The organism is Mycolicibacterium sp. MU0050 (genome assembly GCF_963378085.1).
Classification (GTDB): domain Bacteria; phylum Actinomycetota; class Actinomycetes; order Mycobacteriales; family Mycobacteriaceae; genus Mycobacterium; species Mycobacterium wendilense.
This window is the reverse complement of record NZ_OY726395.1, coordinates 833,694-857,843: the sequence shown is the minus strand read 5'-3', so window position 1 is coordinate 857,843 and position 24,150 is coordinate 833,694. Positions and strand designations below refer to the sequence as shown.

The following is a 24,150-nucleotide window of genomic DNA, read 5'->3' as shown; positions in this document are numbered from 1 at the left end:
GACGAATGTGAGGGCGCCCACCTGGGTGGGACATTCGCAGCCCGATCACACCCTCGTTGCGCACACGCGCCGAGACGACAGGGCGACGGTCGGAGGCGCTCGGATTCCTCGCGGTGTGGCCACCTGCGTGGGCATCCCCTTGACTTGTGTTGAAAGATACCGGATAGTTTCCGTCTACCGAAGTACTTTTCATTCAACGAATAGTGCTGTCCCACAGGACGTGCGGTGACCGCCGTGACAGACCCACAGCGCTGAGTGCCGGTCCACGACCAGGCACCAATTCCCAACTGCGAACGCCAGGAGGCAACATGGTTGACGAAAAATTGGGAGCCGGAGTCCCGCATTCATCGATCGACCTCTACGCTCCGGCACAATTACTCGACCCGTGGGAAGGTTATCGCCAGCTGCGTGAGCTGGGCAGCATCGCCTGGCTGACCGACCTCCAGATGTATGCCTTCACCGGTTACGCCGAGGCGAAGCGGGCCCTGACCAACTGGCAGACGTTCTCCTCGGCCAGCGGCGTGATGATGAACGAGACGATGAACCAGGTGTTGCGGGGCAACACGCTGTGCAGTGACGGCGAACGGCACGCGGCTCAGCGCAGAGTGATCATCGATCCGCTCACGCCCCGGGCCCTGCAACCTCTCAAACCGCAGATCGACTCGATGGCAAAGGAACTCGTCGATGACCTAGTAATGCGCAAGACATTCGACGCGGTGACCGATCTAGCCCAGCATCTGCCGGTCAACATCGTTGCGAACCTGGTGGGACTGCCCGAGGAGGGCCGCAGCCAGATGTTGGTGTGGGCCACGCAGATGTTCAACTGCTTCGGCCCGGACAACGAGCGCACCCGTGCTTCGATGCCCGTGCTGGAGGAGATGGTGGAATACGCGACGACGCAGGCGGTGCCCGGCAAGCTGAAACCAGGCAGCTGGGCTGAGGCGGTGCACCACGCCGCAGCACGCGGAGTCATCGACCCATCGGCATGCCCGGCGTTGATGATCGACTACATGGGCCCGAGCCTCGACACCACGATCTCTGCCATCGCCAGCGCGGTTTATCTGTTCGCGGAGCACCCCGATCAGTGGGACGCCGTGCGCGGCAACGCGGAGCTCATCCCGAGTGCCATCAATGAAGTGCTCAGGATGGAGTCGCCGATCCAGGGGTGGTCCCGTTATCTGCTGCAAGATGCGGTGTTCGGCGACGCCACGCTGCCCGCAGGTTCGCGCGCGCTGATCCTCTGGGGTGCAGCCAATCGTGATCCCGTCAAGTATCCCGATCCCGACCGGTTCGACGTCCGTCGGAACCCCATCGACCATCTCGGGTTCGGGGCCGGGCCACACGCGTGCCTAGGAATGAACCTGGCGAAGATGGAGATCGGTGCGGTACTTGAGGCGCTCATCGCCCGCGTCGAACGGTTCGAGATATCGGGTTCGCCGGAGCGGGCGCTCAATCACGTCTTGCGGGGCTTCAACCGCCTCGAGGTCACCGTTCACTGACCGCGGTCAGCCCATCGGACCGAATCCCCGGATCGATCACGACAATTCGGTTCTATGGGTAGCCTCACCAGTGAGTTGACCAGCGCCGGAACCGGGGCAGGGAAGCGCTACGACAGATAGGAGCGGGGTTGAAAACTCTTGGCGGCGCGGGTCGGATCCCCGTCCGCACCCAGGTGGCCGCGGACCCGGAGCAGGCGCAGGAGCTCGGCAGCAGCTCTTACTATCCGCAGCGGATGAAGGTTCTCGACCGATCGGTCCCCTTCGAGATGGTCCTGCGAACCAGCACGCTGAACTCTCTGACGCTTGGTGAACTGACCTACGCCTCCGACGTGGAGATCGACTGCGCGGAGCTTCGCACCGCCTACCATGTCAACGTCCCACTCAGCGGAGCGATCGACTCCAAGGTCGCGCACACCCTCACCCAGGCAACTCCGCGGGTAGCCACGATCTACCGCCCGACAGGGCACACCCTCCTGCGCAAGTGGTACGCGGCGAGTCGGGTGCTCACCATCAAGATCGACCGGGCAGCGGTCGAGGATCGCCTGCAGTCGATCCTCGGCCGATCCGAGGTGGACACGGTGGATTTCGACGCATCGCTGCAAATCGATTCGGGACTGGGCGCCACCTGGTGGCGGATGGTCCAGCAACTGGATCGCGAGCTTCGATCCGCCGACCGAACCGCTGCCCTGGCTCGCTATCCCTTGCTGGCAAGCCACCTCGAAGACGGCATTGTGATGGGCCTGATCTTCGCTGCCGGCCACCGCTTCCAGAACGAACTGCAGGGGCCGAGCGAGGTGTTGCGCCCGCGCACCGTGAAGCTGGTCATCGACGCGATCGAGGAGTACCCGCATCGTGCATTCACCGCCGCCGACCTGGCCAACATCGGCGGATGCAGCGTGCGCCGACTGCAGGAGTCCTTCCAGGAGTATGTGGGGATGACACCGATGGCCTATCTGCGCGACGTCCGGCTCGACCGCGTTCATGCGGCGTTGATCACGGCGGATCCGTCGACGACCGGCGTGGCCGAGATCGCGCACACATGGGGTTTCGCGAATCTGGGCCGCTTCGCGATGGCGTACAAGAAAAAGTTCGGCGTAGCGCCGTCAGCGACGCTGCGGGGCTGACCCCACGATTCCCGCACGGACCGCCATCGCCCCTGCCACACCACGATTCTCGGCACCGAGCTTGCGCAACACACTGGCGACATGGAATTTGACGGTACTTTCGGCAATGCCGAGTTCTGCGGCGATCGCCTTGTTCCTCGCACCGTCGGCCAGTTGAGACAGCACCGCGAGCTCGCGAGGGTTCAAACTGGAGAAGATGTGGTCATCGGACCGAGATACCGGTGGATCCAACGGCACCCGCAGAACGATTCGGCTGCCCCAGCCGGCAATGGATTCGATGTCCATCTGTCCGTTGAGAGTCTGCACCCGACCGGACAACTGGCGCGATAGTGCGTTGCAGTCGATCGTGCCCGGCCCCTGGTCGCGGACTTCGATGGCCAGGTTGGATCCGTCGCAGTCCCAAGCGATCCGGATGCGCGTGACCACCGTCTGTGCGCTGAGGGTGAGCACGACCGCACGAACCATGGCCCGAGCAGCGTGGGCGATCTCACCGGGTAGCGGGCGGCCGTCCGCCGGTGGCTCGACGTAGTCGACGTCGATGTCGCGGTGCCGCAGAATCGACCGCAGCTCACCCTGCAACCGGGCGAACGCTGTAGTGACGGCCTCCTCGGACAGCGCACGATCCATCGCCCCTTTGGTTCGCAGCTCGATCAATGCGGCCGAAGCCGTCTCACTGGCGGTGATGCGTGAACGCCGATCATCGAGGTCGTTGGAACGCAGAGTGGCCAGGATCGACGACAACGTCGCATCGTGAATCTCGGTGAGTTCGGTGATGATTCGAGCGCGTTCGGCCGAAGCCGCACGTGACTCGGCCAGGTAGTCCGGGCTCGCCTGGGTCACCTGCTGCTGGATCGACGTCGCGACGATACCGAACACCGCGGCAATCGGGCCGAGGTCGACGGTCTGCGCACCGCGCCGTTTCGGGACGATCACCAAAAGCACGCCGTTGACGTCGCGCACCACCCAGATGTATTGTTGCACACCGGCAAAAAGCCGAAGCCCTGCGGCCACGCCGCCCGGTTCCACCGACCGTTTGAGGTCGGCCAATTCATCGATGGTGACCCGGTCGACGATGTCGTCCTTGCCGGCGACCTTTCTCGGACGGCCGGTACATTCCCGGGTGAAGATCACCAGGGCTTCGTGCGGCCATGATTCGGCGAGCAATCGGGACAGGCGCGCCGCGATATCGGGCAACGGACCGTCGACCACCTCGCGAAGACAGGCCAGAGCCTGCGGAGAAAGCCGACCTACTGGGACCTCGGTGTAGCTGCCCACCGCTACACGGTAGGCATTTCGGCTGCCGAACGGAAATGGCCGAGAGGCTAGCGAAGACTCACCCGATGGCGGGGTGTCTTCCAGCCTCCGCAACTGCAAGCTGGTCAGCAGAACTCAGCTACCCCAGGAGCATCGATGACCACCGCGACAGCACCACCAACACCGTTCAAAGTTGGCCGGCAGATCGTGATCGAGGAGAACTCGCGATTGCTCGACGCCATCTCCGATGAGGCCTGGGACCGTGCAGGCACCCTCATCACCTCCGCGCGGTCAGTGTTCGCCATCGGCAGTGGCCGCAGCGGACTGGCCATCCAGATGGCCGCGATGCGCCTGATGCACCTCGGCCTCCGCGTACACGTCGCGGGCGAGGTCACCGCCCCGGCCGTCGGGGAGGGTGACCTGTTGATCGCGGTGTCCGGTTCCGGGACAACGGCATCGGCGGTGGCCGCCGCTGACACCGCGAAGAACGTCGGCGCAACGGTGCTGGTTGTCACGACGGCCCGGAGTTCGCCCCTTGCGCAACGGGCGGATGAGGTGCTCGTCTTGCCGGCCGCCGACAAACAAGACCACACCGGATCGGTGACAAGCCAGTACGCGGGCAGCCTATTCGAGCAGTCGGTGTTGCTGGGCTTCGACGCGCTGTTCCAATCCCTTTGGAACCAAACGAATCAGACGGCTGAGAGGTTGTGGCGTCGACACGCGAACATCGGCTGACCATCGAAATAAACCACCGCACAACACAACAGGAGAAATCTCATGACAAAACTGCAAGTTGCCGTCGATCTGCTCTCCACCGCAGACGCGCTGGCACTGACCAACAAAGTTGCGCCCTATGTCGACATCATCGAACTCGGCACCCCGCTGATCAAGAGCGCGGGCCTCGGCGTGATCAGCGCGGTCAAGGCCGCTCATCCCGACAAGGAGGTCTTCGCCGACCTCAAGACCGCTGACGCCGGATTCCTGGAAGCGGACCTGGCTTTCGCCGCCGGGGCCGATCTGGTCACCGTCATGGGCGCTGCGAGCGACGCCACCATCAAGGGGGCCGTCGAAGCCGGCGAAAAGCACGGAAAGCGGGTCGTGGCGGACTTGATCGGCGTCGACAATCGCGTCGAACGCGCCCGGGAGATCACCAAACTCGGTGTGGCATTCGTCGAGATCCATGCCGGCCTGGACGAGCAGGCGCAACCCGGCTACTCGATCAACACCCTGCTCGAGGACGGCAGGGAGGCGGGCGTCCCGTTCTCGATCGCGGGCGGCGTGAAGGTGGACACCATCGCCGCGGTACGCGACGCCGGCGCGGAAGTCGCCGTGGCCGGCGGCGCGATCTACGGCGCCGAGGATCCCGCCGCGGCTGCCAAGGCGCTCAAATCCGCCCTCGGCTGACGGCCGTCGGCACTCCCCTACACAGTTGACCGCACGGATTGGTGAGGCTATGCAACTCGGACTCGTCGGACTGGGCCGGATGGGCGCCAACATGCGCGAGCGACTCCGTGAACACGGTCACGACGCCATCGGCTACGACCCCGGATCCGAGGCTTCCGACGTCGCCACACTCGGTGAACTGGTCGCGGCATTGTCACCTCCACGCATCGTGTGGCTGATGGTGCCTGCCGGGGAGGTCACTCGCAGCGTGATCGCCGGGCTCGCCGAACGGCTCCAGCCCGGCGATCTGGTTGTCGACGGCGGCAATTCGCGCTACACCGACGACCCGGTCAACGCCGCACTGCTCGGCGCCCGGGGAGTCCGGTTCGTGGACTGCGGTGTCTCCGGCGGGGTCTGGGGACGCGACAACGGTTACGCCCTCATGGTCGGCGGGAACCCCACCGATATCGAGTTCCTCGCTCCGGTCTTCGACGCGCTGCGCCCACCGGGGCCACGCGCCAATTCCTTTGTCCATGCCGGCCCGGTGGGCGCAGGCCACTACGCCAAGATGGTGCACAACGGTATCGAGTACGGACTCATGCATGCCTACGCCGAAGGCTACGAGCTTCTCCTCGCTGAGGATTCCATCGCAGATCCCGGCGCCGTACTGCAGGCCTGGACGGCTGGCACCGTGGTGCGGTCGTGGCTGCTCGACCTGCTGGTCGACGCCCTCTCGGGGGACCCCGAGCTTGCCTCGCTCACCGGGTACACCGAGGACTCCGGGGAAGGCCGGTGGTCGGTTGAGGAAGCGATCGCGCATGCGGTACCGGTTCCCGTGATCTCGGCGGCGCTGTTCGCCCGGTTCGCGTCGCGTCAGTCCGACTCCCCGACGATGAAGGCCGTGTCGGCACTACGGAGGCAGTTTGGCGGCCACGCGGTGGAACCCGCCGTGCCCGCGGCCGACCAGCGCTAACAGGAAATCTTCAGTGCCTCCACAGGCGCCTCGTTGGATGGTGGAGTGCACTGGTTACCAGCCTGCGAATTGAGCTGGGAGTCACGAATTGTGCTGAGTTGGCCGTTGCTGTCCGGTTGGTTGCCCGTTGTGCTGCATGGCGCCGCGATCGCGGCTACGGCTGTGCTGGTGTGGAGGTTGTGGTGGTCCGGCACATCGCAGCACTCCCGAATCCGGGTCGTGGCGGGATGCCTCGCGGTATCGGCGACCGCGACGGTGGTTGTCACGTATTTGGCGCGCAATGTGTGGCTGCTGATCCCGGACGATTCGCAGGCAGCGGTCTATGTGTGGATCGGCATGGCCATGCTGGCGATCAGCGCCGCGATCGTCCCGGTGGTGTCCGACCGGCGTTTACCGCGCACCCTTGCCGGCCTGGTCGCGGCCGCAGTGGTCGTGGCGGCCTGCGCCAATCAAGTCAACGCGGTGTTCGGCGTCTATCCGACCGCGGCCGATGCGTTGGGGACCGGCCAGTTCGATCAAGTCCCACTCCCCCGCGACGACGCGTCGGTGCGGGTGATGGCCGATGCCGATCCGGTGGCATCGCGCTGGGCTGTTCCACCGCAGCTTCCCGCGCGGGGCAAGGCTGCGTCAGCGCCGATTCCGTCGCCGGTATCGGGCTTCTCGGCACGCAACGCCGAGATCTATTTGCCACCGGCCTATTTCGCCGATCCACGGCCCCAGCTTCCGGTGTTGGTGCTGATCGCGGGCCAGCCCGGGACGCCGTCGGATTGGCTGACCGCCGGAAACCTTGTGGGAACCATGGATTCCTTCGCCGCAGCCCATGCCGGCCTGGCCCCGGTGGTGGTGGTACCCGACGGGACGGGCAGCGAGTTCGGCGATCCGCTCTGCCTGGATTCACGCCGCGGCAACGCCGACAGCTACCTGTCGCGAGACGTGCCCGCGTGGATCAGGACTTATCTCACCGTCGATACCGATCCGCACAGTTGGGCCGTAGGGGGCCTGTCCTATGGCGGCACCTGTGCGCTGCAGCTGGCGACCAATCATCCCGACGTGTACCCCACCTTTCTGGACATCTCCGGTGCGGCCGAACCGGGCCTGGGCGATCGCCAGAAAACCCTGGCCGAGACTTTCAGCGGCGATCCCGCGCCCTTCATTCGGGTGAATCCGCTGGACCTGCTACGCAGTCACCGCTACCCGGGCAGCGCTGGGGCGATCGTCGTGGGCGCCGGTGACAGCGACACCGTCGGCGATTCTCGCGCGGTGTATGCCGCGACCCAGGCAGCCGGAATGAACACCCACTATCTCGAGCTTCCCGGCGCGCATGATTGGCGGGTGTTCTCCGCAGGGCTCGGCCGTGAACTCCCGTGGCTGGCCCACCAATTGAATCTTGTCTAGGGCAGACGTTTTCGCGGCCCTCGGTAGCTGAGGACTCGTCGCAGGGTCGACCGGCTCGGCAGCGCGGCGATCCACACCACAGCGCCGAGATACACCACCGCCGCCCCGAGCAATGCCCCGGCGATGTCGTCGCTGAGCCAGCGCTGCCCCAGATACACCGGCGCGACGACCATGCCTACGACCGCCGCGCACACCGCGACCGTCACCCCCAGCCGAGCGCTGCGGCGCCCCCTGGTCAGGCCGCAGACAGCCACAATGCCCACCAGGGCCACACCGACGGCGACGTGGCCGGGCGGAAGCCAGCCGCCGGGTTCCGCCGTCATCTGCAGTGCCGGCGGCGGGTGCGGGCGGGTCAGCACTGTTCGGAGCGCGACGGTTACCAGCCCGGCGAGTGCCACCGTGGCCAGCACGACCAAACCCGGAAGCACCGACCGGGCCCGCCAGGAGAGCAGCATCGCAGCGGTCAGCGCACCGAGGGCGACAACACCCGGGCTGCTCACATCACCGACCGTCGACGCAACCAGGTTCAAGTTCTCGGATCGGTGCCCCGCCATCCACGACGCGGTCACCCTGTCGACCGCCTGCAGCCAACCGGGTCTGTGCATGTTGACAACCACCGTGCCGAGCAGCGTGAGCAGCCCCGCCATCCGCAGCGCCACGGCCACGTTACGGCGCTCGTTCCACTGTTGGATCTGGGCGCTGAGCAGGAAACTGGTGGCCGTCAGTACCGCCATCAACGTCGGCGCCCCGGCCGGGCCGAACAATGCATCCTCGACCACCTTGAATACTGCGGGTGGAACACCATGCATGACTCACTATTGCCTCTGCAGGCTGAGCATGCGCTGAGAATTCCGGCGGCCCGACCGGACGCGTGCTTCGTCCTTAAATTCGGCGTGCATTTATCTATTCCGACGCCCCAATACCCGCTGTTAGCTTCTCTTCCGGCCCACGGCCCATTTCTCCCACGACGCTTAGAACGAAGGCTCACCCGATGAAGGCAGGACTGTGGTGACCGCGGACTGTCGCCCTTGCGACAACGCCGCGACAGCGCTGATCTGCTGACGCCTTCCCCGAGCGCGTTTTCTCCCGGCCCCCGCGCCGGCCGCTGCGCATCCGTGACAACGGTGCGATTTCTGCCCCCTTCGAAGACATGGAATGACACTGGTGACTGGCCCAAAACGCATCTACGACAACGTGACCCAGACGGTGGGGAACACGCCCCTGGTCCGTCTGACCAATCAGCTCGCGGTCGACAACGCGGAGCTGCTGCTCAAGCTCGAGTACTACAACCCCACCGCGAGCGTGAAGGACCGACTCTCCGTCGGCGCAATCAACTACGCAGAGCGCACCGGTCAGCTGGCCCCGGGTGGCACCATCGTCGCGGCGAGCAGCGGAAACCTCGGCATCGGCCTGGCGGCCGCCGGCGCCAGCCGCGGCTATCGCGTGGTGATCGTCATCTATGAGGACACCAGCTACGAGCGAAAGGTCGTCATCCAGAACCTCGGTGCCGAGCTGGTGCTCACACCGGCAGCCGACGGCGTCCGGGGGTCCCTGGAGGAGGCCGAACGCATCGCCACCCGCACTCCGGGCGCATTCTTCTTGAACCAGTTCACTATTCCCGTCAATCGGGAAGTGCACCGGGAGACGACGGGGCGAGAGATCTGGGACGACACCGCCGGGGACGTCGACGCCGTGGTGCTCGGTGTCGGCTCGGGCGGAACGGTCAGCGGCGTCGGTTCGATCCTGAAGGAGAAGAACCCGAACATCAAGATCTTCGCGGTCGAACCCGACAATTCCGCGGTGCTCAGCGGCGAGAACTTCAATCCCCACAAGCTGTACGGGTTGGGCCCCAACTTCAAGAGCCCGAACTTCGAGGACGACGTAGTCGACGAAATTCTCCGGATCACCGAAGACGACGCGGCAGCCACGGCCCGGGATCTGGCCAGATACGCGGGAATCCCCGCCGGCGTCAGCGGGGGCGCCGCGGTAGCCGCCGCCCGCAAGGTCGCCGCGCGCCAGGATCCGTCCCTGCGCACCATCGTTGCGCTGGTTCCGGATTCCGCCGATCGCTACATCTCCAGCTACCTGTTCCAGGAAACCTTCGACGAGGACGGAGCCCTTCGCACCCATGCCTGAATCAGTGCAGACGACCAACAAGCAGACGCAGCTCTCCGACGAGCAGCTTCACCAGCGCGCAGACCAGCTGCGCCAGCCCGGCAAGCAGTTCAAACTGGGCTTCTTCACCCAGGTTCCCAGCCCCGCCGACCGGCCGGCGAAGATCACCTACGCCGAACTCGTCGATGCGATCGTGGCCGCCGAGGAGATCGGTTACGACAGTGTCTGGATCGGGCAACACCACTTCAGCCCCGAGGATGGCAGCGTTCCCTCACCGCTGGTGCTACTGGCGACCGCCGCGGCGCGGACCACCAGGATCGATCTGGGCACAGCGGTGATCGCGCTGCCGTTCGAGCACCCGATCCGCCTCGCCGAGGATCTTGCGGTGCTCGACGAGATCTCCGGCGGCCGCCTCCAGGTTGGCCTGGGCGGTGCCCGCGGAGACCTGCAGGCATTCAACACCTTTGGCATCGATTTCTCGGCAAGACATGAGTTCTTCGACCGGAATCTCGAGATTCTGCAGAGCCTCTTGGAGCGCCGGAGCTTCTCGGACTACACCCTGGTGGTGAATATCCACGCCAACGGCGCCGATGCCGCGCCGGGACGTTCGTCGGCGCAACAGCTTTCCTCGTCGGACTCGGTCGCCGGCCAGCAGGCGGCGGCCGATCTCGAGCCCAAGCACATCTTCCCCAGCACGCCAGAGCTCAGGGGCAGGCTCTGGCAGACGGCCAGCAGCGAGGACCGGGCCCGCAAGATCGCGCGAAATGGCAACGGGCTCATGATCGGCGCCTATCACGATCATGTGATCCACCATCAGCTCCGGTTCATCGTCGCCTTCCTCGACGAATGGCTGGCGCTGTACGGCAGTCTCGACGACGCACGAATTGGAGCGCAGCGCTTCACGTTTCACGGTGAGAGCATCGACGCCATCGCCGAGACGCTCGGCGCGCAGGTCGCGGCCACGCAGGAGGGCCTCGCGCCTCGGTTCCCGCAGCTGGGGGCGCTGTCTCCGAAGGAGTATCTCCAGACCGTGGCGCGGACCGGTTCCGCCAAGGACATCGTGCAGCAGCTCCGGGACGACCCGGCGTTGCTGGGCTTTGTCACCGACTTCTTCCCGACCATCGGGCTGTTCCCGTCGGTCCGAGAGGGCACCTACGGCGCGGACCTGGACGCCGAACGGCTGCGACTGTTCGCCGAGGAGATCGCGCCCGAACTCGGTTGGAAGCCGGCGGCCCAGGCATGACGCCCGTACCCCACCGGGACCGCGGCACGCACACCTGCGCCGCGCCCTTCCGTCCCACCACCACAGCCTGACCCCCTCTCCCTGCTAAGGAGCCCACAGTGCCCAACCTCGAATTCATCCAGCAATCAGGCACATTGGGATATGTGCTGCTCTTCGCCCCCGGCGTGGTGCTACTGGCCATCGCCCTGGTGATCAAGGGCGCCGTCAAGACGACCCACAACTTCGTGATCTCCGGCCGGCTCCTCGGATTCGGTTTCGGCGTCGCGTCGCTGATCTCGGTGTGGACGTGGTCCATGGCGGTGATGCTGTCGTCGGCCCAGGCCTACACCTGGGGCACCTCCGGCCTGATCTGGTTCATCGTGCCCAACGGTCTCGCGGTGATCATCATGGTGCCGTTCGCCTTGAAATTGCGCCAGAAGATGCCGTCGGGATACACGCTTGCCGAGTTCATCCGCGCGCGGTTCCAGAACTCGGTAAGCAGTGTCGCGACACTGGTTTTCCTGATCGGCGCCTTGCTCGGCGTCATCATGATCAACCTGGCCGGACTTGTGCTGGTCATGAACAAGATCTTCGGCCTGACCCCGATCAGCATCGTCATCACCGGCATCATCGTCGTCACCGTGTACTCCTACTTCGGTGGGCTGACGACCTCCGCCGTCACGGGCACCCTGAACACCCTGCTGTTGGGCGTCGGCTCCTCGGTGGTGGTCCTGTTCGCCTTGGCGAAGGCCGGCGGCGCGGAATTGGTCTTCAACGAGGTCAAGGCGCTGGAGACCGAGCACCTGAACCCGTTCAACCCCGTCACCGCCGCCAGCTTCGGCCTGGCCCTGGCGCTGGGCCTGTTGACCAACGTCATCGCCGACCAGTCGTTCTGGCAACGCGTGTGGGCGATCCGCCCCAAGGACCTGGGGCGCAGCTTCCTGTGGGCGGGCGTGTGGTTCTACCCGATCCCGTTGGCGCTGGGCCTGCTCGGCTTCATCGGCGTCGCCTACGGCGTGACACCCGAACAGCTGGGCTCCCTGGGTGCTGGCGCGGTCGGGCCCCACGTCATCGCCAGCCTCGGCCTGCCGATCTTCATCATCGCCCTCTACACCCTGGTGGTGGTCAACGCGTGCTTCGCGGCCATCGACGGCGCCCTTTCCGGCGTCACCTCCCTGGTCGCCGTGGACGTCGTGCACCGGTACTGGCCCAACGTGTCCGAGCGCACGCTGTTCACCATCACCAAGACCAGCATGATCGTCGCGGCCGCCATCGCCGGTGGCGTGGTGCTGACCGGCATCGACTACGTGAACCTGGTGACCACGGTGTACTTCTACGGCACCAGCCTGCTGATCCCGGTGACCCTGAGCATCTTCTGGTCGCGGATGACCGGCACCGGGTACGTCGCGGGCGTGCTCGCCGGCATCCTCGTCGGCGGCCCGTTGCGCGAGACGCTCGGACCCACCTACGGGCCGCTGTTCGGCATCATCGGTTTGATCGCGGCCTCGGCGATCGTCTCGGTGGTGGTCAGCCTGCGCGCCGGCACCAAGTTCGACTTCGACAGCCTCACCGGAGGCACGGCGGCACTGCTGGAGCGTGATGCGGCCAGCGCGGCCGGCAAGGCGGCGGCCGTCCCGGTTCCCGCCGAGGCAGCGGCCGCTCCGGCAGAACCCGCCGTCAAGCAGTAGCCGAAACACCCGAAAGGCATTCCTGTGACCCTCTTTTACATCGGCGCGACCATCGGTTTGGTACTCGCCGTGATCTACCTGGCCGTCGGCACCCAAAGCTTCCTGCGCATCCGCCGCGAGCTGGCGGCCAGTGCCGGGACCGAGGCGCTGGACAACGAGCTCGACGCCGCGGAGGTCGCCCTGGTGCCCGGCTTCACCTGGAAGGCCACCCTGGCGGTCCTGACGTCGTTCATCCTGCTGATCATCGCCTCATACAGCGGTGTCTTCTGGTACGTGCTGGCGTTGAGCGGGCTCGGGACGGCGGCGGCGGTCATCGTGGCGTTCGTCCTCGAGTTGCGCGGGGATCGTCCCGGTCAGGTCTCCTGAGCCTGGTCTACCCCACGCCCCCGATGACCACGTCGCGGAAGTTCTTGGCGATCTCCTCCGGGGTATCGCCGCGTTCCGGCCGATACCAGTACCACAGTGAATTCACCATGCCCAGCAGTCCGCTGGCGACGATGCGGACCTCCGATTCACGCTTGTCCGGCCAGCACTCACGGATGACCTGTTCCCAGCAGTCCTGCACGCCCTGGCGCAGGGCCTGCAGCTGCACTCCGTGCTCGGCGTTGAGGGCCGACGCATCACGGGTCTGGATGGCGACCTCGCGCCAGTGGTCGGTGATGACCTCCACGTGCACGTCGATGAGCGCCCCGAGCTTGTCGACGGGTCCGCCGGCGCCGGAGGTGACGGCGGTCGCGGCCGCCAGCGCCTTACCGGTGTAGCCGCGCAGGATCTCCCACAGCAGCTCCTCTTTGGACTTGATGTGGTGGTACAGGGCGCCGGTCTTGATATCGGCCCGCGCACTGATCTCGGCGACGCTGGTGCCGTGAAATCCTTGGGCGGCAAACAGTTCGGTTGCCGCATCGAGGATCCGGTCGCGGGTCACCTCACGATTGGCCGCCACGCTGCCGCGCGGCCGGCCGGGGCGGCGCGACGTCGGCGGTGCCGAGTCCGTGGGCGTCTGCATGGATCTGATTCTGGTCTACGGGGCGCGCGGCGGCCCTAGGCCATGCCACCGTCGAGTCGAAGGATCGCCCCGGTGCAGTACGAGGACTCCGTGCCGGCGAAGTACAGGACCGCACCGAGCACCTCCTCGGGCTCCCCACAACGCCCGAGCGCGGTGGCGGCCTCGAAGCGCGCGCGCACCTCCGGGGTCCAGGCGTCCGAGATATCGGTGAGGAACGGCCCGCACTGGATGGCATTGACGCGGACCTTCGGCCCGAACGCCTGGGCCATACCGCCGGTCATCGCGTTGAGCCCGGCCTTCGCTGCCGAATACGGCACCGTGCTGGGGTCGGCGTGGATCGCCGCGATCGAGCTGATGTTGATGATGGCGCCCCCGTCGCCGGCGGCCATCCGGGTACCGATTGCCGCCGAAAGCCGGAACGGGCCCTTCAGATTCACCCCCATGACCTTGTCGTACAGGGCCTCGTCGACCTGGTCGAGACTGGGATACAGCGGGGACATCCCGGCGTTGTTGATCAGCACGTCAACCCGGCCGAACTCGCCGTAGGCGGCGTCCACCAGCCGGTCGCAATCCGCCCAGTCGCTGACGTTGCAGCCCACCGCCAACGCGCGCACACCGGTCTGAGCGCGAACCTCGTCGGCCAACGCCTCGCAGTTGGCCACCTTGCGGCTGGCGATCACCACATGCGCCCCGCGTTCGGCGAAAGTCCTGATCATCTGCTGGCCCAACCCGCGGCTGCCACCGGTTACCACGACCACGCGGTCTTCGAAGCTCGTCATGATGATTAATGTAGCAGTCAGCCTATTGATGTGGCCGAAAGTCGCCCGTAAAGCACCGGATCAGGCTATTTTGGTCTGCAATCTTCAGATCTGTCGCCCCTAAAAATGTAGTAGACAGCCGATATTTTGCGGGTTAGGGTCGGCCGTAAGCGGTAGTCGACCCGCCGCCGTCGAAAGGACCCGCAGTGATCACCGAACTGTTCGCCGATCAGGAATTTCAGGCCAAGCTGGACTGGATGGACGAGTTCGTCCGGACCGAGATCTTCCCGCTGGAGATCCTCGACCTCACGTGGCCGCAGATGCTCAAGGCGATCGCACCGCTCAAGGAGCAGGTGCGGGCCCAGGGCCTGTGGGCGGCACACCTCGGTCCCGAGCTGGGTGGCCAGGGCTACGGTCAGGTCAAGCTGGGCCTGATGCACGAGATCCTCGGCAAATCTCCGTATGCGCCACTGGTGTTCGGCAACCAGGCGCCCGACTCGGGCAACAGCGAAATTCTCGCTGAGGCCGGCACGGCCGAGCAGAAGGAGCGCTGGCTCAAACCTCTGCTCGCCGGCGAGATGTATTCGGCATTCGCGATGACCGAACTCGACCACGCAGGGTCCGACCCCACCCGGATGTCGACGGTCGCCGTCAAGGACGGTGACGACTGGATCATCAACGGCCGCAAGTGGTTCATCACCAATGCCTCGATCGCCGACTTCATGATCGTGGTGGCCGTCACCGACGCCGAGGCGCCCGCCCACAGCCGCACCTCGCAGTTCATCATCCCCGCCGACACCCCGGGGCTGAACATCCTGCGCGACATCGCCTCCCTGGATCATGCGGAGAATGCCCGCAGCCCGTACGGCAGCCACTCCGAGGTGGTGTTCGACAACGTCCGCGTGCCCGGCGATGCCCTGCTCGGCGGCGTCGGCGACGGCTTCGCCATCGCGCAGAAGCGTCTCGGGCCCGGCCGCATCCACCACTGCATGCGGTGGATGGGCCAGGCCACCCGCGCGTTCGACATGATGTGCGAGCGCGCCACCTACCGGTGGGCACATGGCAGTGTGCTGGGCGAGAAGCAGACCGTCCGCGCCTGGATCGCCGACTCGGCCGCCGAGATCCAGGCCGCCCGGCTGATGACCCTGCACGCGGCGTGGGTCATCGACCAGCAGGGCGTCAAGGCCGCCCGCAAGGACATCGCGCTGATCAAGTTCTTCGGCGCCAAGGTGCTCCACGACGTCATCGACCGGGCCATCCAGATCCACGGCTCTCTGGGCTATTCCGACGACATGCCGTTGGCCTGGATGTACAAGCTGGCGCGCGCCTCCCGGCTCTACGACGGTCCCGACGAGGTCCACCGCGAGACCGTCGCGCGGCTGATCCTGCGGGACTACACCGCCCCGGCCGACAACACGCCCACCGAACACGTCCCCACCCGCCGCGAGGAGGCCATCCGGCGCTTCGCCGAACTCCTCGAATCCTGAACGCCGCACCACGGTCCCGACGAAACGCAAGGAAGTGAACTGACATGTCCGAGCTGAACATCATCGCCGACGGCCTGGGATTCCCCGAAGGCCCCGTTGCACTGAGCGACGGGAGCGTGGTCGTCGTGGAGTTGCCCCACGCCCGCATCACCCGCATCGCCCCCGACGGCACCAAGACCGTGGTCGCCGAGCCCGGCGGCGGGCCGAACGGCCTGGCGGTCGGTCCCGATGGGAAGCTCTACTGCGCCAACAACGGTGGCTCGATGACCTGGGCCGATCACGGCGGGCTGATGGCGCCGGGCCCGCACGACCCGAGCCGCTACAGCGGTGGCCGCATCGAGCGGATCGACCTCGACACCGGTGAGGTGGAGGTAGTCTACGACAGCTGCGACGGCCGACCCCTGCGCTCCCCCAACGACATCGTGTTCGACGACCACGGCGGCTTCTGGTTCACCGATCTCGGCATCACCTTCGAGCGCACCCAGGACCGCACCGGCCTGTTCTACGGCAAAGCCGACGGCAGCTCCATCACCGAGGCGGTCTTCCCCTTGGACTGTCCGAACGGCATCGGCCTCTCCCCGGACGGCAAGCGTCTCTACGCCGCCGAAACCTTCACCGGCCGGCTCATCTCGTGGGAGCTCAGCGGCCCCGGCACTCCGGTACTGATTCCGGGGCTGGCGGGTCACGGCGGCACCGTGCTGCGCGGTCTCGGCGGGCAGCGCGAGATGCACGGCCTGGACTCGTTGGCCGTCGACGGCGAGGGCTGGGTGTGCGTCGGCACGCTGATGGCCGGCGGCATCACCGCGGTGGACCCGACCGGCGAGACCGTCGAGTTCTATCCGACCGGCGACCCGCTGACCACCAACATCTGCTTCGGCGGCCCCGATCTGCGGACCGCGTTCGTCACGTTGTCGGGCACCGGACGCCTGGCGAGCATGCCCTGGCCGCGGCCGGGACTCGCACTGGCACACAGCCGCTGACCCACCGGAAGGGAGTCCCCGAGATGTCGTACCTCATCAGTGGTGATCGCTGGTTCACCACCGGCGAGATCCAGACCCGCAGCGCCCAGGTGGCCGCGGGGCTCCAGGACATGGGGCTGCAACCCGGCGACGCGGTCGCGATCTGTCTGCGCAACGACATCGCCTTCTTCGAGGCGTCGATGGCCACCGCCATCCTGGGTTGTTTTCCCGTGCAGATCAATTGGCACTCGACGGCCGCCGAGGTGCGCTACATCCTGGACGACTGCGGAGCCAAGGCGTTGGTCATCCACGCCGACCTGCTGATCGAGCGGCGCACCGCCATCCCCGAGGGCGTGGCGGTGCTGGTCGTGGAAACACCGCCGGAGATCCGCGACGCGTACGGCATCAGCGAACAGAACGGCAAGGCTGCTCCCGGCGACCTCGAGTGGGAGTCCTGGCGAGACCAGTTCACCCCTCGGGAATTCGACCCGGCGAGCTATCCCGCGACCATCATCTACACCTCAGGCACCACGGGCACACCGAAGGGCGTGCGGCGGCCGCCCTTCAGCCCGGAAGCCATGCAACGCATCGCCGAGATGTTCACACAGAGCTACGGATTCCACCTCGTGGACGACCCGACTACCGTGGTCACCGCTGTCGTCGGTCCCGCCTATCACGCCGCGCCCAACAATCACGCCCTGTTCTCGCTGCGGATGGGCGCCGGCATCGTCGTGATGCCGCGATTCAACCCCGAGGAACTGCTCCGGCTCATCGAAGCCGAACGCATCACCCACCTGAACATGGTGCCGATCATGTTCAGCCGACTGCTCAAGCTGCCGCCGGAAGTTCGTGCCCGTTACGATCTTTCGTCGCTGAAGTACGTCGCCCACGCCGCGGCGCCCTGCCCACCGGACGTCAAGCGGGCCATGATCGACTGGTGGGGTCCGGTCATCTACGAGTACTACGGCGCCACCGAGATCGGGAACGTCACCTTCTGCTCGTCGCAGGAATGGCTGGACCATCCCGGGACGGTCGGCAAGGCGATGGTCGGGGCCGTGATCCGCATCCTCGACGACAACGGCAACGAACTTCCCGCCAACAGCGTGGGCGAGATCGCCGCGGTGATACCGGGTTCCGGCGACTTCGTCTATCACAACGACGAGAACAAGCGCGCCGGCGTCGACCGCGACGGGCTGGTGGCCCCGGGCGACATCGGCTATCTGGACGACGACGGCCACCTGTTCATCTGCGACCGCAAGGTCGACATGATCATCTCCGGCGGCGTCAACATCTACCCCGCCGAGATCGAGGCCGCCCTGCACCTGATGCCGGGCATCGCCGACTGCGCCGTGTTCGGGATCCCTGACGACGAGTACGGCGAGTCGGTGTGCGCGGTGGTGCAACGCCGCCGTGGCCACGAGGACCTGTCCGCCTCCGACATCCAGGATTTCCTGCGCGAGCGCATCGCCGGCTTCAAGATCCCCCGGCGCATCGACTTCGCCGAGGACCTGCCCCGGGAGGACTCCGGCAAGATCTTCAAACGCAAGTTGCGCGAGAGCTATTGGCAGGCCGCCGGCCGGGCGCTCTGAGCCCGAACCGTCAGCCGACCCGGTCGCGCTTGCGCACCACCCGCAGCACCCGCGTCATCACCACGCCCTGCGTCGGGCTGAACAGGTAGGCCAGCGTGAACGCCACCCCGTTGGCCAGCACCACCATGGGGCCGGACGCGGCATCGAGGTAGTAGCTGACGTAGATGCCGATCAGACCGCACAGCGCGGCGAGGGCGGGCGCGATCACCAGCATCCGCCCGAACCGGTCGGTCAGCAGGTAGGCCGTGGCCCCGGGGATGATCAACAGCGCGACCACCAGCACCACGCCGACGGCCTGCAGTGCCACCACCGCGGTCAGCGCGAGCAGCCCCAGCAGCGTGGCACCGAGCAGGCGCGGGCTGAGCCCGATGGCGTGCGCATGGGTGGCATCGAACGCATACAACGTGAAGTCGCGTCGCTTCAGGATCAGCACCGCCAGCACGATTCCGCCGAGAATCAGGACCTGGGTCAGATCGGCGCGCGAGACACCGAGCAGGTTGCCGAAGATGATGTGGTTGAGGTCGACCTGACTCGGTGTCACCGAGACCAGTACCAACCCCAACGCGAACAGGGTGGTGAAGACCACGCCGATCGCGGCGTCCTCCTTGACCCGACTGGTGTCGCGCACCACCCCGATCAGCGCGACGGCCAGCACCCCGAACAGCACGGCCCCGAGGGCGAACGGCGCCCCCACGATGTAGGCCAGCACCACGCCCGGCAGCACCGCGTGGGACACCGCGTCACCCATCAACGACCAGCCGATGAGCACCAGCCAGCACGACAGCGTGGCGCACACCACCGAGGCCACGATGGTGATCAGGGTCGCGCGGACCATGAACTCCAGTTGCATTGGCTCGAGGAGGATTTCGACGACGTTCATGACCGACCGAACGCTCGCGCCAGGTTCTGCGGCTGCAGCACGGCTTCCGGTGCGTCGTGCATCAGCACGGTCCGCATCAGCAGGACCGCCTCATCGGCCAGGTCGGGCAGGGCGACCAGATCATGGGTAGCCACCACGATGGTGGTCCCGCCGGCGGCGAGGTCGCGCAGCAGCCCGCTGATGGTGCCCTCGCTGTGCTTGTCGATGCCCGCGAACGGCTCATCGAGCAACAGCACCCGGGCGTTCTGCGTGATGCAGCGCGCCAGGAACGCCCGCTTGCGTTGTCCGCCGGACAGTTGGCCGATCTGTCGATGCTGGAGTTCGGCGAGACCGACCCGGCTCAGCGCCGCGTCGACGGCGTCGTGGTCGGCGCGGCGCGGCCGACGGGTGAAGCCCAGGTGGCCGTAGCGGCCGGTGAGCAAGACGTCGCGCACCGACACCGGGAACTTCCAGTCGACGGCCTCGTTCTGCGGCATGTAGCCGATGGCGCCGCTGCGGCGCGCCCGCGCGGGCGTGGCGCCCTCGACGAGGATGCGGCCGGTGTCGGCGCGCACCAACCCCATGATCGCCTTGAACAGCGTCGACTTACCGGACCCGTTCATGCCGATCAGGCCACAGATCCGGCCGGCACCGATCGACAACGTCGCGTTCTCGAGCGCCACCACCGGTCCGTAGTGGACGGTGACCGAGTCGACCTGCAGGACCTCGGTCACCGACGCTGACCACCGGACAGGCCCGCGACAATGGTGGCCGCATCGTGACGGATCAGGTCGAGGTAAGTGGGCACCGGACCGTCCGGCGCCGACAGCGAGTCGACGAACAACACCCCGCCGAATTCGGCGCCGGTGGCCTCGACGACCCGTTGCATCGCCGCATCGGAGACCGTCGACTCGCAGAACACCGCGGGCACCTCGTTGGCGTCGACGAACTCGATGACCGCGGCGATGCGCTGCGGGGTGGCCTGCTGTTCGGCGTTGACCGGCCAGATGTACTTCTCGGTCAACCCCGCGTCCCGCGCCAGGTAGGAGAACGCGCCCTCGCAGGTGACCAGGGCCCGCTGCGTCGGCGGCACCGCGTCGAGTCGGTCGACGAGTTCCTGCTGGACCTGCTGCAGTTGTTCGCGGTAGGCCGCGGCGTTGGCCCGGTACTCCGGCGCGTTGTCAGGGTCCAGCCTCGCAAACGCCTCCGCCATGTTTTCCGCGTAGACCCCGACGTTCAGCGGGGACATCCATGCGTGCGGGTTGGGCATCCCGGCGTAGGCGTCACCGACGATGTCGATGGGGTCGATGCCCTCGCTGACCACGACGTGCGGAACATCGAGACCGTCGACGAACCGGGCGAACCAGGCTTCGAGGTTCAGCCCATTGTCCAAGATGAGGTCCGCCCGGGCGGCCTTCTTGATATCCCCGGGCGTGGGCTCGTAGCCGTGGATCTCGGCGCCCGGTTTGGTGATCGACTCGACGATCAGGTGGTCCCCGGCGACGTTCGAGGCGATGTCGGCCAGGACCGTGAAGGTGGTCAGCACCACCGGCCGGTCGGACTCACCACGGTCGGCCGGCGCGCAGGCCGAAAGGCCGGCGGCCACCAGGACCGCGCCCAGCGCCGCGGCCGCCGAGCGCCGCCATCGAGTCCGGACCCGCCGCATCGCGCCACCTCCAGTTCGCATACCCGTAGTCTAAAGTTCGACAACCCTGAAATCACAGTTGGGGACCGTTCCGCGGGGCCCCGGCGGCGCGCCGCGATGGCCCCACCCCCGCCTGCCGGACCAATAACGTAGGCTGTCTTCCTACATGCAATCCGATTCAGTCGGGGATTGAGCCGGAGGTTAAAGTGAGCTGGCAGAAGATGATTCGTCGCGGCGCCGTCGGCGTCGTGGCCGCGGCGCTGCCGTTGGGATTTGCCACAGTGATCGCCGCCCCAGCGTCTGCGGGTCCGAACCTTTGCGTGAGCGGCCCCTACGGCTACGCCAGCGCGTGCGTCGACGTCCCGGGCGTCAACGTCTGGTACGACGGGCCCCGCGGCAAGGGCAAGGGGCACCACAAGCACTGGCGTCACCACCACGACGACTGATCGTCACCCACGCTTGTCGATCACCTGCTGGGCGACCTCGACCAGCTTGACGTTGGACGACTGAGACAGTTCGCGCAGCATCTCGAAAGCGCGGACGGCATCGACGTTGAACCGCTCCATGATGATGCCCTTGGCCTGACCGATCAGGTCGCGGCTGGTCAACGCCGATTTCAGCTGTTCACCCTGGCGGCTGGCCAGGATGGCCGCTGCGGCATGTGCGGCCAGTACCTGCCCCAGCGCCTCGTCCTCAGGGCCGAACGCATTGGGCTGTGAGCTGAAGATGTTCAGCGCCCCGGCGTTGCGCTGGCTGGTGTAGAGCTTGAACGACAGCGCGCTGCGCAACCCGAGTTTGAGCACACCGGCGGTGAACTGCGGCCACCGCTGTTCCCGCTCGAAGTCGTCGGTGCGGACGATCAACTCCTCGACCGCCGCCTCCATGCAGGGACCCTCCCCATGGCGGATCTGCAGGTCGTCGATGGTGTACATCAGGTCCGCGGTGGCGGCTTGAGTCTCGAACTTCTCGGCCCGGGTGAACAGCAGAAACCCGGCCAACTCGGCGCCCGGGAGCACTTCGAGCACCGTCTGGCTGACCCCGGCCAGCACCTCGTCGAGCTGCAGCGGGACGGCCAAACTTCGGGCCAGCTCCGCCATGCGGTTGGCCAGTGAGGTGTCGGGTTCTGCACGCACCACCAAACTTTCGCATATCCGCCCCGCGGGGACCGCAGATTGGGCGCGCGGGTTCAGTCCGCGGGCCCGTGCGACCGCCGGCCGGACCGGGCCTCGATGAGCGCCCACACCGAAAAGGCCACGGCGCCAACGGTACTGACCGCAGCAATGTAGAACCCGTAGCCGATCCCGACCGCGTCCCCGGCGTGCATGCGGTAGAACAGGCCGGTCAGCGCCCCGATGAGCAGCGAATTCACCAGCGCGGCCACGGCCGCCCATGTCGCCGAGAGTCCGCGCGCGGTCATCGCGCCGGCCACCAGCAGGGTCGAGGTGAGCAGGACGATCAGTTGCCCGGCACCGAATCCCGGCGGCAGTGACATGGCCCCCGCCGCCCCGCCGCCGGCGCTGATCCGCCCGCCGCCGTCCAGACTCGTGGTCAGCCACGGCAGCCAGGCGCTGACCGCGAGCACGCCCGCACACAGTGCCACCAGCCAGCCGGGACGCACGCGAGTCATGCTCTGAGCCTATCCGTTTCGCGGACCCGCCCCGGCGCCGACATCGTCCAGATCCGGTCCAGTTCCAGACGTTCCAGGAAGGCGTCATCGTGGCTGACCACCAGCAGGGCGCCGCGGTAGCTGCCCAACGCGTCGACGAGTTGTTCGACGCTGGTCAGGTCGAGGTTGTTGGTCGGCTCGTCGAGGACCAGCAGCTCCGCGGGCGGCTCGGCGAGCAACAACCGGGCCAGCACCACCCGAAACCGCTCCCCGCCGGAGAGGCTGCCCACAGGGCGGTGCACGCTGTCGCCGCGCAGCAGGAACCGCGCCAATTGGGCGCGCAGTGTCTCCGCCGACGCACCCGGGGCGGCCGCGCGCATCGTGTCGAGCACGGTGGCGTCGTCGTCGAGGCCGTCGAGACGCTGCGGCAAATACCCGACCCGCGCGGTCCGCAGCCCGGCGCCGCCCAGCAGGCCGCGCAGCAACGTCGTCTTGCCGACCCCGTTGGGTCCGACGAGCGCGACCCGCTGCGGCCCCACCACAGCCAGGACGCCGTCGGCCCCGTCGACCTCGGCGATGGTCCGGCCGGCGGGCAACCGCGGGTCGGGCAATTCGACGCGGATGTGCTCGTCGTCGCGGACCCGGGCGGCGGCCTCGGCAACCGCGTCTCGGGCCGCCCGCAGCCGATCCTCGTGGCCGGTGCGCAGCTTGCCCGCCGACACTTGGGCCGCCGACGCCCGCATGTTGGCCACGATCGGCGGCAGGCTGTCGCGGTTCTTCTTCGCGGTCCGGTTGCGCCGCGCCAGCTTGGTCTCGGCCTCCACCCGCTGCCGCTTCTCGAGCTTGACCGCCTGTTCGGCGGCGCGCGCGGCCTGCGCGGCCGCGGCCTGTTCGGCCTCCAGCTGCGCCCGCCACTGGTGGTACGGGCCGCCGAAGACCGTCAGCGCGCCGTCGTGCAACTCGGCGGTGTGGTCCATCCGGTCCAGCAGCGCCACATCGTGGCTGACGACGATCAGGGTGCCGGGCCACTCGGCGAGCAGGTCGGTCAGGGCGGCTCGGGCGTCGCGGTCCAGATTGTTGGTGGGCTCGTCGAGCAGCGTGACGGCGGCCCGAGCCACCCGGATACCGGCGATGGCCACCAGCATCGCCTCGCCACCGGAGATCGAGCCCACGTCGCGGTCGAGGTGGAGGTGCCCCAGCCCGAGATCGGTCAGCAGCGCCCGCGCGCGGGCCTCGACGTCCCAGTCGTCGCCGATGACCGCGAAGTGCACCTCGTCCGCGTCGCCGGACTCGATCGCCGCCAGCGCGGCGCGTTGCTCGGCAATACCCAGGAGGTCGGCAACGCGTGCTCCCACCTCGAGGGTCAACGTCTGGGGCAGGTAGGCCACCTCGCCGTCGACGGAGACCGAGCCGCTGCCGGGCGGCAGCAGACCGGCCATCAGCCGCAGCAGGGTCGACTTGCCGGATCCGTTGGCGCCGACCAGACCGGTGCGGCCCGCACCGAATGCGCCGGTGAGGTCGGACAGCACGACGGTGCCGTCCGGCCAGGTGAAGCCGAGATTGTGAAGAATGACAGACATGGCGCTCC

At 67.0% G+C, this 24,150-nt stretch carries 24 protein-coding genes; 14 read left to right on the top strand and 10 right to left on the bottom strand.

Features of this window, described 5'->3' with window-relative positions:
• The first annotated feature begins 308 nt into the window (after positions 1 to 308).
• Both R2K23_RS04080 and R2K23_RS04075 read left to right on the top strand, forming a co-directional pair.
• Positions 309 to 1,499: a cytochrome P450 gene (locus R2K23_RS04080; RefSeq protein ID WP_316514490.1), complete on the top strand. Its 1,191-nt coding sequence runs from the start codon at positions 309 to 311 to the stop codon at positions 1,497 to 1,499.
• Positions 1,500 to 1,672: 173 nt separating this feature from the next.
• A complete protein-coding gene (locus tag R2K23_RS04075; protein WP_316514489.1) occupies positions 1,673 to 2,623 on the top strand; it encodes an AraC family transcriptional regulator in 951 nt (316 codons plus the stop codon).
• Here R2K23_RS04075 and R2K23_RS04070 read toward each other — a convergent pair.
• Positions 2,603 to 3,850: a LuxR C-terminal-related transcriptional regulator gene (locus R2K23_RS04070; protein WP_316517042.1), complete on the bottom strand. Its 1,248-nt coding sequence runs from the start codon at positions 3,848 to 3,850 to the stop codon at positions 2,603 to 2,605. The two genes, R2K23_RS04075 and R2K23_RS04070, sit on opposite strands and share 21 nt — an antisense overlap.
• Positions 3,851 to 4,084: 234 nt before the next feature.
• Between R2K23_RS04070 and hxlB the strand changes: the two genes are divergently transcribed.
• The 4 genes from hxlB to R2K23_RS04050 all read left to right on the top strand — a co-directional run bounded on the left by hxlB (position 4,085) and on the right by R2K23_RS04050 (position 7,628).
• Positions 4,085 to 4,612, top strand: a complete 528-nt coding sequence (gene hxlB, locus R2K23_RS04065; RefSeq protein ID WP_316514486.1) for a 6-phospho-3-hexuloisomerase — start codon at positions 4,085 to 4,087, stop codon at positions 4,610 to 4,612.
• 42 nt (positions 4,613 to 4,654) lie between these two features.
• Entirely contained in the window at positions 4,655 to 5,281 is a 627-nt protein-coding gene (hxlA, locus tag R2K23_RS04060; protein ID WP_316514484.1) for a 3-hexulose-6-phosphate synthase, read from the top strand.
• 49 nt (positions 5,282 to 5,330) lie between these two features.
• A complete protein-coding gene (gnd, locus tag R2K23_RS04055) occupies positions 5,331 to 6,233 on the top strand; it encodes a phosphogluconate dehydrogenase (NAD(+)-dependent, decarboxylating) (protein ID WP_316514482.1) in 903 nt (300 codons plus the stop codon).
• Positions 6,234 to 6,323: 90 nt separating this feature from the next.
• On the top strand, positions 6,324 to 7,628 hold the full coding sequence (locus tag R2K23_RS04050; RefSeq protein WP_316514480.1) for an alpha/beta hydrolase: 1,305 nt from the start codon (positions 6,324 to 6,326) through the stop codon (positions 7,626 to 7,628).
• Here R2K23_RS04050 and R2K23_RS04045 read toward each other — a convergent pair.
• Positions 7,625 to 8,407 carry a phosphatase PAP2 family protein gene (locus R2K23_RS04045; protein WP_316514478.1) on the bottom strand — a complete coding sequence of 261 codons (783 nt, stop codon included), beginning with the start codon at positions 8,405 to 8,407 and terminating at the stop codon, positions 7,625 to 7,627. The two genes, R2K23_RS04050 and R2K23_RS04045, sit on opposite strands and share 4 nt — an antisense overlap.
• 385 nt (positions 8,408 to 8,792) lie before the next feature.
• On the opposite strand from R2K23_RS04045, the gene R2K23_RS04040 reads away from it, so the two are divergent.
• From R2K23_RS04040 to R2K23_RS04025, 4 genes are all read left to right on the top strand, one after another.
• On the top strand, positions 8,793 to 9,764 hold the full coding sequence (locus R2K23_RS04040) for a PLP-dependent cysteine synthase family protein (RefSeq protein WP_396893000.1): 972 nt from the start codon (positions 8,793 to 8,795) through the stop codon (positions 9,762 to 9,764).
• A complete protein-coding gene (locus R2K23_RS04035; protein ID WP_316514475.1) occupies positions 9,757 to 10,986 on the top strand; it encodes an LLM class flavin-dependent oxidoreductase in 1,230 nt (409 codons plus the stop codon). The genes R2K23_RS04040 and R2K23_RS04035 overlap by 8 nt, the downstream gene beginning before the upstream one ends.
• A 98-nt stretch (positions 10,987 to 11,084) precedes the next feature.
• Positions 11,085 to 12,653, top strand: coding sequence for a sodium:solute symporter family protein (locus tag R2K23_RS04030; RefSeq protein WP_316514474.1), 1,569 nt, complete (start codon positions 11,085 to 11,087; stop codon positions 12,651 to 12,653).
• Between the two features lie 24 nt (positions 12,654 to 12,677).
• Positions 12,678 to 13,019: a hypothetical protein gene (locus R2K23_RS04025; protein WP_316514473.1), complete on the top strand. Its 342-nt coding sequence runs from the start codon at positions 12,678 to 12,680 to the stop codon at positions 13,017 to 13,019.
• A 7-nt stretch (positions 13,020 to 13,026) separates the two neighbouring features.
• On the opposite strand, the gene R2K23_RS04020 is transcribed toward R2K23_RS04025, so the two are convergent.
• Together R2K23_RS04020 and R2K23_RS04015 are read right to left on the bottom strand one after the other, a co-directional pair.
• On the bottom strand, positions 13,027 to 13,659 hold the full coding sequence (locus R2K23_RS04020; RefSeq protein ID WP_316514472.1) for a TetR/AcrR family transcriptional regulator: 633 nt from the start codon (positions 13,657 to 13,659) through the stop codon (positions 13,027 to 13,029).
• A 35-nt stretch (positions 13,660 to 13,694) separates the two neighbouring features.
• The gene (locus R2K23_RS04015) at positions 13,695 to 14,438 is read right to left on the bottom strand and encodes an SDR family NAD(P)-dependent oxidoreductase (protein WP_316514471.1); all 744 of its coding nucleotides are present in this window, start codon (positions 14,436 to 14,438) and stop codon (positions 13,695 to 13,697) included.
• 185 nt (positions 14,439 to 14,623) lie between these two features.
• Between R2K23_RS04015 and R2K23_RS04010 the strand changes: the two genes are divergently transcribed.
• From R2K23_RS04010 to R2K23_RS04000, 3 genes are read left to right on the top strand one after another with little or no spacing between them, the layout of a single operon-like run.
• Positions 14,624 to 15,904 (top strand): acyl-CoA dehydrogenase family protein, encoded by a 1,281-nt coding sequence (locus tag R2K23_RS04010; protein ID WP_316514470.1) that lies wholly within the window; start codon positions 14,624 to 14,626, stop codon positions 15,902 to 15,904.
• A gap of 44 nt (positions 15,905 to 15,948) precedes the next feature.
• A complete protein-coding gene (locus tag R2K23_RS04005; RefSeq protein WP_316514469.1) occupies positions 15,949 to 16,884 on the top strand; it encodes an SMP-30/gluconolactonase/LRE family protein in 936 nt (311 codons plus the stop codon).
• Positions 16,885 to 16,907: 23 nt separating this feature from the next.
• The gene (locus R2K23_RS04000) at positions 16,908 to 18,452 is read left to right on the top strand and encodes an acyl-CoA synthetase (protein WP_316514467.1); all 1,545 of its coding nucleotides are present in this window, start codon (positions 16,908 to 16,910) and stop codon (positions 18,450 to 18,452) included.
• 10 nt (positions 18,453 to 18,462) lie between these two features.
• On the opposite strand, the gene R2K23_RS03995 is transcribed toward R2K23_RS04000, so the two are convergent.
• From R2K23_RS03995 to R2K23_RS03985, 3 genes are read right to left on the bottom strand one after another with little or no spacing between them, the layout of a single operon-like run.
• A complete protein-coding gene (locus tag R2K23_RS03995) occupies positions 18,463 to 19,332 on the bottom strand; it encodes a metal ABC transporter permease (protein WP_316514466.1) in 870 nt (289 codons plus the stop codon).
• Entirely contained in the window at positions 19,329 to 20,045 is a 717-nt protein-coding gene (locus tag R2K23_RS03990; protein ID WP_316514462.1) for a metal ABC transporter ATP-binding protein, read from the bottom strand. Before R2K23_RS03990 ends, R2K23_RS03995 begins: the two co-directional genes overlap by 4 nt.
• Positions 20,042 to 20,998 (bottom strand): metal ABC transporter substrate-binding protein, encoded by a 957-nt coding sequence (locus R2K23_RS03985; RefSeq protein WP_316514460.1) that lies wholly within the window; start codon positions 20,996 to 20,998, stop codon positions 20,042 to 20,044. The genes R2K23_RS03990 and R2K23_RS03985 overlap by 4 nt, the downstream gene beginning before the upstream one ends.
• 164 nt (positions 20,999 to 21,162) lie before the next feature.
• Here R2K23_RS03985 and R2K23_RS03980 point away from each other — a divergent pair, with 164 nt between their 5' ends.
• Complete coding sequence (locus R2K23_RS03980) at positions 21,163 to 21,402, top strand: hypothetical protein (protein ID WP_316514458.1); 240 nt, start codon at positions 21,163 to 21,165, stop codon at positions 21,400 to 21,402.
• Positions 21,403 to 21,405: 3 nt separating this feature from the next.
• Here the strand turns inward: R2K23_RS03980 and R2K23_RS03975 are convergent, their stop codons facing one another.
• Genes R2K23_RS03975 through R2K23_RS03965 form a run of 3 tightly spaced genes read right to left on the bottom strand, consistent with a single transcriptional unit; the run spans position 21,406 to position 24,142 of the window.
• Positions 21,406 to 22,092, bottom strand: a complete 687-nt coding sequence (locus R2K23_RS03975; RefSeq protein WP_316514456.1) for a GAF and ANTAR domain-containing protein — start codon at positions 22,090 to 22,092, stop codon at positions 21,406 to 21,408.
• A gap of 50 nt (positions 22,093 to 22,142) precedes the next feature.
• Positions 22,143 to 22,583, bottom strand: coding sequence for a hypothetical protein (locus R2K23_RS03970; protein WP_316514454.1), 441 nt, complete (start codon positions 22,581 to 22,583; stop codon positions 22,143 to 22,145).
• Positions 22,580 to 24,142, bottom strand: coding sequence for an ABC-F family ATP-binding cassette domain-containing protein (locus tag R2K23_RS03965; RefSeq protein ID WP_316514452.1), 1,563 nt, complete (start codon positions 24,140 to 24,142; stop codon positions 22,580 to 22,582). The genes R2K23_RS03970 and R2K23_RS03965 overlap by 4 nt, the downstream gene beginning before the upstream one ends.
• Positions 24,143 to 24,150: the final 8 nt, after the last annotated feature.